The sequence below is a fragment of the Achromobacter sp. 18P8.1.1 genome (assembly GCF_057799415.1).
Window position 1 is genome coordinate 1 of the sequence record NZ_JBYOKH010000090.1, and the last position, 10,654, is coordinate 10,654.

A 10,654-nucleotide genomic window follows, 5' to 3' on the forward strand; every position below is an offset into this window, starting at 1 on the left:
GCAGCCCCGCAACCGGTAAGACAAGCGCGCTGGACAGGCAATCCGGCAGCAGCAGCCCGCGCGCGCGCCGGCCCAGGGCGCCCAGGCTGCGCCGGTGGGCGCTGACGGCGGCCCGGTCGGGGCCGACCTTGCCGCGCATGGGGACGAAATCCTGCTTGGCCACGCCATCCAGGAGGTCGCGCGCCCAGGGGCGGGCGCAGATCACCAGGGGCAGGCCGCTGGCCTGCAGGGCGCGCAGGCTGGGCAAACTCATGCAAACGTCGCCCACCCAATTGGGTAACCGGACGTACAAGCAACTGATTTCGGACATGGATGGGCGAAGGGCGATAGGGGCTGAAATGAGGGTGGGCGGTACAGCGCGGCGGCGCGTAGCCGGTACAATCCCGGGCACAATTGTATAAAAGCGAGTGTTCCCTTTGAATTCTGCCGTACGCAACGCACCCGCGGATTCCAACCCCGTCAAGTCTGAACTCTGGAGCCGGATCTACAGCCGCGTGGGTTCCTACTGGAAGGGCTTGCTGCTGGCTGTCCTGCTGATGGCGGGCGCGGCGGCCACGCAACCCGTTCTGGCCGTCATTATGAAGCCCTTGCTGGACGGCGGTTTTTCGGGGGCCAAACCCTATTATGTCTGGGCCTTGCCGCTGGCGGTCGTGGGCCTGATCCTGCTGCGCGGGATCTGCAACTTCTTCAGCGACTATCTGCTGGCCTGGGTGGCCAACAATGTGTTGCTGGGCATGCGCCGCGACATGTTCGAACGGCTGCTGGGCCTGCCCGATTCGGACTTCAAGCGCGGCGACACCGGCCGGCTGCTCAACCGCTTCACGATCGACGCCGGCAACGTCACGGGTTACGCCACCGACGTCATCACGGTGCTGGTACGCGAAACCCTGGTGGTGCTGGCCCTGATCTGCGTGTTGCTCTACATGTCGTGGGTGCTGACGCTGATCATCCTGATCATGCTGCCGGTTTCGGTGCTGATTTCGCGCTTCTTCATCAAGCGCCTGCGCCGCATCAACCGCGACACCGTCAACATGAACGCCGAGCTGACGCGCGTGGTCGGCGAAGGCATCGACGGCCAGCGCGTCATCAAACTGTTCGATGGTTACGAAGTCGAACGCGGCCGTTTCGATTTCGTCAGCCGCCGCCTGCGCCGCTTCGCCATGCGTACCGCCACGGCCGACGCCGCCTTGACCCCGCTGACGCAGGTCTGCATCTCCATTTCGGTCGGCGCGGTCATCGCCGTCGCGCTCAGCCAGGCCAACAGCGGCGCGCTTACCGTCGGCAGCTTCGCTTCCTTCATGGCCGCGCTGGCGCAGATTTTCGATCCCATCAAGCGCCTGACCAACGTCGCCGCCCGCATGCAGAAGATGCTGGTGTCGGCGGAAAGCGTGTTCACGCTGATCGACCAGACGCCCGAGAACGACACCGGCACGAAGGAACTGGCCGAACCGGTGCGCGGCAAGGTGGAATTCCGCAACGTCAAGCACCGCTTCCCCGACGCCGACCGCGATACGGTCAACGACATCTCCTTCGTCGTCGAACCCGGCCAGACCGTCGCCCTCGTGGGCCGGTCCGGCAGCGGCAAGACCACGCTCGTCAACATGCTGCCGCGCTTCGTGCTGGCCGACAGCGGGTCGATCCTGGTGGACGACACGCCCATCAACGACCTGACCTTGCGCAGCCTGCGCTCGCACCTGTCGCTGGTCAGCCAGGACGTGGTGCTGTTCGACGACACCATCGCCGCCAACGTCGGCTATGGCGCGTTGGGCAAATCCAGCGAACAGAAGGTGCGCGACGCCCTGGCGGCCGCCAACCTGCTGGAATTCGTGGAAGGCCTGCCGCAGGGCATCAATACCCCGGTGGGCGAGAACGCCGCGCGCCTGTCGGGCGGCCAGCGCCAGCGCCTGGCGATCGCCCGCGCGCTGATCAAGAACGCGCCCATCCTGATCCTGGACGAAGCCACGTCTGCCCTGGACAACGAATCCGAGCGTCAGGTGCAGGCCTCGCTGGAACGCCTGATGAAGGGCCGCACCACGCTGGTCATCGCCCACCGCCTGTCCACGGTTCAGAATGCCGACCGCATCATCGTGCTGGATGCCGGCAAGATCGTCGAGCAAGGGCCGCACTCCGAGCTGCTGGCCGCCAATGGCCTGTACGCCTCGCTCTACAAGATGCAGTTCCGCGACGACTGACCGCGAACCGGCCCCCTTCCAACCGCCACAACTTGTGGCGGTTTTTTTGTCTACAGCCTGCCGTAGTTCCGGATTGCCAATCCCCCGGATTGCCGGAAAATGGAGCAGGCCCCCGCCGTACAACCTGGAGCGCCACATGGCTCTGCCTACCGAAGGCAATCAACTCGTCAACGTCGTCGTCTTGCTGGGCGCGGCCGTCATCGCCGTGCCGATATTCAAGCGGCTGGGGCTGGGGTCCGTGCTGGGTTACCTGGCGGCGGGCTTGGCCATTGGTCCGTTCGGGATCGGTTTCTTCTCTGATCCGAAATCCATCCTGCACGTGGCAGAACTCGGCGTGGTGATGTTCCTCTTCATCATCGGGCTGGAAATGCAGCCTTCGCGCCTGTGGAAGCTGCGCGGCGAAATCTTCGGCCTGGGCGTGGCCCAGGTGTTGACGTGCGGCGCGCTGCTGACGGGGGTCGGCCTGTTGGCCGGCCTGTCTGGCCCCGCCGCCTTCATGGCCGCGATGGGGTTCGTGCTGTCGTCCACGGCGATCGTGATGCAGATCCTGGGTGAGCGCGGCGACAGCGCAACCGGGCAGGGCCAGCGCATCGTTTCCATCCTGCTGCTGGAAGACCTGGCGATCGTGCCGTTGCTGGCGCTTGTCGCCTTGCTGGCGCCAGCGGGCGGCGCCGAACGCGGCGATCCCTGGACGCAGTCCGCGATTGCGGTCGGATGCATCCTGGCGCTGTTGGCGGCGGGCCGCTGGCTGCTGAATCCGCTGTTCCGGTTACTGGCCGCGGCCCACGCCCGCGAAGTCATGACGGCCGCCGCCTTGCTGGTCGTGCTGGGGGCGGCGCTATTGATGGAGCTGGGCGGCCTGTCGATGGCGATGGGCGCCTTCCTGGCCGGCGTCCTGTTGTCGGAGTCCACGTTCCGCCACCAACTGGAGGCCGAGGTCGAGCCCTTTCGCGGGATCTTGCTCGGCCTGTTCTTCCTGGGCGTGGGCATGTCGCTCGACCTGTCCGCCGTGGCCCGGGAATGGCCCCTGATCCTGGCGGCCGTGCTGGTGTTCATGCTGGTGAAATCCGTGGGCGTGTATGTGGTGGCGCGGCTGCTGCGCGCCTCCCACGCCGAAGCCATGACCCGCACCGCGCTGCTGGCCCAGGGCGGCGAGTTCGCCTTCGTGCTCTACGGCGCGGCGGCGGCAGCCGGTATTTTCGACGCGCATACCGGTGCGGTGCTGACGGCCGTCGTCATCATTTCGATGGCGCTGACCCCGCTGTGCGTGCTGGCGCTGCGTTGGTTGCTGCCCAAGCCCACCCCCTCCATGGACGACGTGGATGTCGCCAAGGATCTGGATGGCTGCGCCTTGATCGTCGGTTTCGGCCGGTTCGGCCAGATCGTCACCCAGGCGATGCTGGCCCGTGACCTGACGGTTTCCATCCTGGATACCGACACCGACGCGATCCGGGCGGCGGCCAAGTGGGGGGTCAAGGTCTATTACGGGGACGGTACCCGTATCGACATGCTGCGCACCGCCGGCGCCGAACACGCGTGCGCCATCCTGATCTGCATCGACAATCCCCAGGCCGTGAATCACATGGTCAAGTTGATCAAGTCCGAATTCCCGCTGGTCCGGGTGGTGGTGCGCGCCTACGACCGGATCCATTCCCTGGCGCTCGCTAAGGAAGGGGTGGACTACCAGGTGCGCGAGACCCTGGAATCCGCCCTGGTGTTCGGGGAAGCCGCGCTACGCGTCATTGGCGTCCCGCCTGACGAGGCAGCCGAGGTGGTGGAAGACGTCCGCCGGCGCGACACCGAGCGTTTCGACCTCGAAGTGGCGGGTGGCTTGTTTGCCGGCCGTTCGCTGCTGTACGGCAATATGACGGGCCCCGCGGACGGCAAGAACGACAAGCCGGACCGCGAAACCGCCGAGGCCGCCGCTAACCCATTGGCATGACAGTCTTATTTCGCGCGCTATATTTCCGCATCTTTGCATTACTTTACGTATCATTTCACGCGCAAACTCGAAAGACTGGGGTAGTCTCAATTGCACTGACTCTTCACTCATGAAGAGCATTTGCCAGGGGGCTGCCATGCTGCAATCGGATCGTAGTTTCACGACGCCGCACGCTGTGGGTGTTGAGCTTGCCCGGCGCCAAGCGCGGGCCTTGCAGTGCGGGTTTTCAGCCGGCGCCATGCGCCAGCTGATGCCGTCCACCGGCGGGGTTGGCCCTGCCTGGGCGATCAACGCGCAACGCGAGACCGACAAGGTACGGGGCGTCCGCGCCTTCCCCTTCCGCATCGCCGCCACGGCGGTGTCGTAAGGGCAGCTCCGGGCGCGAGGCGTCCGGAGTTCAGGCTTGTGCCATCGCTGTGCGGCGTTTGCCAGCCGATTTCGCCAGGTAAAGCGCCCGGTCCGCCGCATGCAGGACGGCCGCCGTATCGGCGCCGTGGCGGGGAATCAACGCGATACCGACGCTGCCGCCAATGAAAATCGGATTTTCCTGTTCCAGATCATAGGGCTGCGACACGCACTGCACGATCCGCTCGCCCACCGCCTGCGCCTCGCAGTCGGGGTTTTGGCGGATCAGCAGCACGAATTCGTCTCCGCCGATACGGGCCGCCACGGCGCCGTCAGGCATCAACGCCGACAGACGTTCTGATACCTGCTTCAGCAGCGCGTCGCCCGCGGCATGCCCATAGGTGTCGTTCACCGCCTTGAATCCGTCCAGATCCAGATACAGCACGGCGAATTCCGGGTGTCCCGGACGGGCCTCGGCGACCGCCTGATCCAGCGCCTGGAAGAGTCCATGGCGGTTCAACAGGCCGGTCAGCGAATCCTGGCGCGCGTGCCGCTCGTTCTCGCGTTCGGCCAGCATGGTCGACACCAGCATCCCGTTCAGCCGGTAGGACGCCATCGACATGGACGTCATATAGAGCGGCACCTGAACCAGCACCAACCAGAAAATCGGCTCTTGGGTGAACAGGGCACCCAGCGCGCAGGGTCCGACGCTTAACGCCACCATGACCGCCGACATCCGTGGCGCGCCGAAATTGCGGACGCAAATGCCACCCACCATCGACGCAGCGGACAGGCACGCCACGGTAGCCGCGATCCAGTCGCCGCTGATCAAACTGATGAACGTGCCGTAACCCACGCTCGACGCCCACAGCAGCGCCAGCACCACATACAGGTCGGTGGGTGTGGGCAGGTTTGCGGATGCCGCTTTGCGGGCGCTTACCAGCACCTTGATCCGCGACAGGCACACCAGCATTTCCAGCGCGAGCCACAGCAGGAATGCCGGTTCAGGGTGGCGGAAGGTGATCAGGGCGGCCACCAGCAACGTGTTGATGATGCCGCCAAAGAAGATGGGAAGCGATCCGAACAGCCCGCCGATCAGCGCCACGCGAATTTCTGCCGGCACATCGCCGCCGGGATGGACCAGCCACTGGGTAGCCGGCCAGCGGGGCAGGCTGTAAATGCGTTCGTCGTGGTTCATAGGTGCAACATCGTAGCTGGGCGGCGCGAGCGATGCACGGGTTATGCGCGGGCCTGCCAGCCGTGATCTTGCGCAGGGCGCGGGGTAGCGGCATTATCTTTCCCGATACGCCGCCAAAGACACCCGCCACGACATCCCGACCGTCATCGTGAAGGAGCCCCGCATTGAAGTCGCGTGGATTTTTGCATCGCACCCTGTATGCGCTGGCTGGGCTGGTCGCGATCGGCATCTGTGCGGCCGCGGTGGCGTTGCTGTGGATCGACAGGCGCCTGACCTGGGAATCCGCCTATACGGCAGGGCATAACCTGACCGGCGTGCTGGCGGCCGACATCAGCCGAACTCTGCATGGGTACGACCTGTCGCTGCAAGGGGTGGTCGAACGCCTGCGCGAACCCGGCATTGAACTCGTCAAAGGCGAAGCGCTGCACCGCTTCCTGTTCGACCGTTCGTCCTCGGCGGAATACCTGGGCGCCATCGGCGTGCTCGACGAAAACGGCGACGTGCGCTATGCCTCGGTCGACATCATCGCCTCGGAGCGGAATTTTTCCGACTGGGACTACTTCCAGGTCCACCGCGACGCCGATGATGTCGGCATGTACGTCAGCCGCCCGTACCGCAGTCCCTTGCGTGGCGGAGACGAGAGCATCGCCATCAGCCGGCGGATTTCCCGTCCGGACGGCAGCTTTGCGGGCGTCGTCGTCGGATCATTGCGGCTGGCTTACTTCCGCGATCGCTTCGGCACCTTGTCGATCGGTGAACGCGACGCCATCACGGTTTTCCGCAACGACGGCGTGGTGCTGGTCCGCAATCCCTACTCGCTGTCGGACATGGGCCGCGAATTCGATTTCCCTCAGGATTTCCAGCAATTCCTCATCCGCCGCGAGGGGGCGTTCGTGGGCACCTTGTCGCCCGACGGCGTCAAGCGCTTGCACACGTTCGAGAAGATCGACAATACGCCGCTGGTCATCAACGTCGCGCTGGCGGTGGACGACATCCTCGCACCCTGGGTCCGGCGCGCCGCGCTGGTCGTTCCGGTCACGCTGGCGCTGTTTTTGTCGGTCATGGCGCAGATCGTGCTGTTCCGGCGCGAGATGCGTTTAAGGCGTGCTTTCGAGATGCAGCTGGAAATACAGGCGCAGACCGACGGTCTGACTGGCATCCCCAATCGCCGCACGTTCGATGAAACGCTGGCGCGCGAATGGCAGGCCGCGCGGCGCGACAGCCAACCGCTGTCGCTGCTGTTCCTGGATGCCGACCGCTTCAAGCTCTACAACGATCGCTATGGCCATCAGGAAGGCGACGAATTGCTCAAGCGGGTCGCGTCGACGCTAAAGAAAAAAGCCCGCCGTCCGCGCGACCTGGCGGCGCGCTACGGGGGCGAAGAGTTCGTGGTGTTGCTGCCGAATACCAGCCGTCAGCGTGCGATGGGCATCGCAGAGACGATCCGGCGTGCGATTGCGGAACTGCATGTTCCGCACCAGGACAATGATGGGGGCATGGTCACGGTCAGCATCGGCGTCGCTACCGCGATTCCCAAGGCAGACGACGAGGCATCAGCCTTGGTTGAAGCCGCCGATGCCGCGGTCTACCAGGCCAAGAAATCCGGCCGCAACCGGGTGGTTGCGATCTGATCGTCGGCAGCCTGGCAGGCCGTCAATCAACGGCCCAGCATCACGGCTTGCATGCGCGTGTTGGCCTGTTGCAGGTTTTTCGCCTGGGCATTCAGGTCTTGCAGCAGTTGATTCAGCTCGGCTTGCACGGCCGGATCCTGCACCTTTACGATTGGGCCCGAAATTTCGATCTGCGCCTTATGGGCGTCGACGTAATCGGCGATCTTCAAGCTGCTGTCGAACGTGGCGTTCAACTGCGGCAACACATCGCGGAACGTATCAGCCGGCAGGCTCACTGTCTTGTCATAGGCCTTGTCGTACACGGCCTTCAGGTCGTCGGGTTGCTTCAACTGCGCACGCGCGGCGTCGGCTTTCGCTTTCTGTTCCTTCAATGCCGCGCCCATGTCGTTGATGGACGTCTGCACGTTTTTCAGGTCATCGCGGCGCGTCAAGATATCGTTCAGCGAACGTACGGCGCCCTTCTGCATAATGCCCGACAGCGGCTTGACCGATGCGTCCATGCTGGAATTGAAGTCGGTGATCACGGCGTAGTGCGCCGCGTAATCGCCAAAGGACTTCTTCTCTTCATCCGTCAACGTGGGCACGCGCACGCCGGGCTTGTCGACGATGCGGGTTTGCAAGAACTGCGTGAATGCCGCGCGCTGTTCAGGCTCCTTGTTGCCGCAGGCCGCCAGCACCAGCGGCAATGCTGCGACCAGCACCAGGAACGGACGGAATAGGGACTTCATTGCATTGACCTCCGAAAGCATAAGAAAAAAGCGCCAGGCGGGGCGATACCCCGCAAAGCGCCCGCAGCTTATCGGCTACCTCTTCGCGCCGCCATCGGTTTCAAACTTCATTTCAAACGAATTGTTAAGACACACAATCCATACAGATCGCGTTGAAAAGAAGTCGGCAACCTGCTATCGCGCGAGAGGGGCAAGGCGAACCCCAACTTGTCTATGCGACCAGTTGATGCGCCAAAATCCCTAGAACGAATCCTCCGATGATGCAGCCGGCCGCGATCAGGCACAGAAAGATTCCCGCCAACAGAATGAAGGGCGAGCGCGCTTTCGTCACTTGCAGGCAATAGTCATCGGGGGGCGCCGTCTTCCGGACGGGCAGCAGCGCCGAAAGCGCCAGTTCGACCTTGGAAACGCTTGCGCCTTCCACCAACTCAATCTTGTACTGGCCGGCCGGCGCGAAGAACGTGAACAGCTCCATCCGGCCCGTGAGCCCATTGTTGACGGTGGGCCGCAATAGAGAGGCGCGCAGCGCCAACGGTTGGCCAGACGCGCTGGACCGCACTTCCGGACGGAATTCGCCAACGGGCGTCCTCTTGAACAGCGGCGCCTTTTGCCAGATGGCGTAGGTGCCCGCCGTCGCAATCAAAAACGACGCCTCCTTTTGGCGATACGGTACCTCCACAAGGATCTTTTCGGCAAAGGCGCCGGAGATCAAGCGAATGGCGAAGACAAGCAGTGAGATGCCCGCCAGGCTTAAGCCGAACAGCAGGACTCGAGCCAGCGTCAGATCCATGGATGAGGGGCGGTCGCGCGCAAGCGTGGAAGGCTAGACGAGGATGATGTCGTACTTCTCCTGCGAGTACGTGCTTTCCACTTCCAGCGACACGCGCTTGCCCACGAAGTCGCCCAGCATCGCCAAGTGTTGGCTTTCCTCTTCCAGGAACAGGTCCACCACGTCCTGCGAGGCAAGAATGCGGAATTCCTTGGGGTTGAACTGACGCGCCTCGCGCAGGATCTCGCGCAGGATCTCATAGCAGACCGTGCGCGGCGTGCGCACATTGCCGCGTGATTCGCACATGGGGCAGGGCTCGCACAACTGATGCGCCAGCGAATCGCGAGTGCGCTTGCGCGTCATTTCCACCAGGCCCAATTGCGTAAAGCCGTTGACGGTCATGCGCGTACGGTCGCGCGACAGGGCCTTCTTGAGTTCGGCCAGAACCGTATCGCGATGCTCCTGTTCTTCCATGTCGATGAAGTCCAGGATGACGATGCCGCCCAGGTTGCGCAATCGAAGCTGGCGGGCAATGGCCTGGGCCGCCTCCAGATTGGTCTTGAAGATGGTGTCGTCGAAATTGCGCCCGCCCACGAAGCCACCGGTATTGACGTCCACCGTGGTCAGCGCTTCAGTCTGGTCGATGATCAGGTAACCGCCGGATTTCAGGTCCACGCGGCGCGACAGCGCGCGCGCGATCTCATCATCCACGTTGGCGGTATCGAACAGCGGTCGTTCGCCGCTGTAGTGCTGGATCCGGTCCACCACCGACGGCGTGTAAATGCGTGCCCATTCCAGCATGGCCGCGCTGGTCGTGCGCGAGTCCACCAGAATGGTGCCCGTGCCCGGGCCCACCATGTCGCGCAGGACCCGTTGCGCCAGCGTCAGGTCCTGGTGAAGCAGGGCGGGGGCGGGCTGGGTGCGGGCCGCGGCCTGAACGCTGGCCCAAAGCTTCCTCAGGTATTCCAGGTCGGCCGTCAGTTCCTCGTCGTTGGCGCCCTCGGCCTGGGTGCGGACGATGAATCCGCCTTTTTCCTCGGCCGGCATCAACGCCTGCACGCGTTCCCGCAGCTGGATGCGCTCGGACTCGGAATCGATCTTCTGCGAAATACCGATGTGCGGATCATGCGGCAGATACACCAGCATCCGCCCGGCCATGCTGATCTGGGTCGACAGGCGCGCACCCTTGGTGCCCAAGGGGTCCTTGACCACCTGGATCATGATGGTCTGTCCCTCAAACAGCAGCTTTTCGATGGGCGTGGGCGTCAGGCCCTGGCTGCGCTCACTCCGGTTTTCTCGCAGGTCCGCGATATGGATGAAGGCCGCACGTTCCAGCCCGATGTCGATGAAAGCGCTTTGCATGCCAGGCAGCACGCGAACCACCCGTCCCAGATAGATATTGCCGACATGGCCCCGCTGGATGCTGCGTTCCACGTGCAGCTCCTGGACGGACCCCAGCTCGACCAGCGCAACGCGGGTTTCAAAGGGGGTGACGTTGATCAGGATATCTTCGCTCAGGGCGATGGCTGGGGGCATAGCGTGTTCGTCTCCAATTAGGTACGGCGTACAGGCGAATAGTAAACGTACCCCAAGGGGAGGCAAGCCGGGCAAGGCAACTATATATAGAGAGGCAGGCAAATCCCGGCCTCTATATATAGAGAGAGGCAGATCCTCACAGTCGCCGGCGTGATGTCCTGGCAATTTTCTTTCTCGCCCCGCATGACAGGCCCAAAACTTGTGCTATAGTCTCGCTCCTTCGCAGTTCAGACGTTTTTTGAACCGCGAAGCCAAGCAAGCACAACAGGCGAAACCGGGGCAACCCAGCCAAGCCTGCCGCGAAGAGTTCAGA

Annotated in this window: 8 protein-coding genes and 1 pseudogene; 4 read left to right on the top strand and 5 right to left on the bottom strand. The window is 63.6% G+C overall.

The genetic code is table 11. The annotated features are described in order from the left end of the window. Positions 1-310, bottom strand: a pseudogene (locus tag AC27VE_RS30530) (glycosyltransferase family 9 protein); the annotation flags it as partial. A 106-nt stretch (positions 311-416) separates the two neighbouring features. On the opposite strand from AC27VE_RS30530, the gene msbA reads away from it, so the two are divergent. The 3 genes from msbA to AC27VE_RS30545 all read left to right on the top strand — a co-directional run bounded on the left by msbA (position 417) and on the right by AC27VE_RS30545 (position 4,501). Continuing rightward, a complete protein-coding gene (msbA, locus tag AC27VE_RS30535) occupies positions 417-2,192 on the top strand; it encodes a lipid A export permease/ATP-binding protein MsbA (RefSeq protein WP_427955139.1) in 1,776 nt (591 codons plus the stop codon). A 136-nt stretch (positions 2,193-2,328) separates the two neighbouring features. Then, a complete protein-coding gene (locus AC27VE_RS30540) occupies positions 2,329-4,134 on the top strand; it encodes a monovalent cation:proton antiporter-2 (CPA2) family protein (RefSeq protein ID WP_315140519.1) in 1,806 nt (601 codons plus the stop codon). Positions 4,135-4,270: 136 nt separating this feature from the next. Continuing rightward, the gene (locus tag AC27VE_RS30545) at positions 4,271-4,501 is read left to right on the top strand and encodes a hypothetical protein (protein ID WP_427955135.1); all 231 of its coding nucleotides are present in this window, start codon (positions 4,271-4,273) and stop codon (positions 4,499-4,501) included. A gap of 30 nt (positions 4,502-4,531) precedes the next feature. On the opposite strand, the gene AC27VE_RS30550 is transcribed toward AC27VE_RS30545, so the two are convergent. Then, positions 4,532-5,677 (bottom strand): diguanylate cyclase domain-containing protein, encoded by a 1,146-nt coding sequence (locus AC27VE_RS30550; protein WP_488705832.1) that lies wholly within the window; start codon positions 5,675-5,677, stop codon positions 4,532-4,534. A 164-nt stretch (positions 5,678-5,841) separates the two neighbouring features. On the opposite strand from AC27VE_RS30550, the gene AC27VE_RS30555 reads away from it, so the two are divergent. Beyond that, on the top strand, positions 5,842-7,308 hold the full coding sequence (locus tag AC27VE_RS30555; RefSeq protein WP_488705833.1) for a sensor domain-containing diguanylate cyclase: 1,467 nt from the start codon (positions 5,842-5,844) through the stop codon (positions 7,306-7,308). A gap of 26 nt (positions 7,309-7,334) precedes the next feature. On the opposite strand, the gene AC27VE_RS30560 is transcribed toward AC27VE_RS30555, so the two are convergent. From AC27VE_RS30560 to rng, 3 genes are all read right to left on the bottom strand, one after another. After that, on the bottom strand, positions 7,335-8,036 hold the full coding sequence (locus AC27VE_RS30560; RefSeq protein ID WP_488705834.1) for a DUF3053 domain-containing protein: 702 nt from the start codon (positions 8,034-8,036) through the stop codon (positions 7,335-7,337). A gap of 211 nt (positions 8,037-8,247) precedes the next feature. Beyond that, complete coding sequence (locus AC27VE_RS30565) at positions 8,248-8,826, bottom strand: hypothetical protein (RefSeq protein WP_488705835.1); 579 nt, start codon at positions 8,824-8,826, stop codon at positions 8,248-8,250. Positions 8,827-8,859: 33 nt separating this feature from the next. Continuing rightward, positions 8,860-10,323 (bottom strand): ribonuclease G, encoded by a 1,464-nt coding sequence (gene rng, locus AC27VE_RS30570; protein ID WP_488705836.1) that lies wholly within the window; start codon positions 10,321-10,323, stop codon positions 8,860-8,862. Between the last annotated feature and the right edge of the window lie 331 nt (positions 10,324-10,654).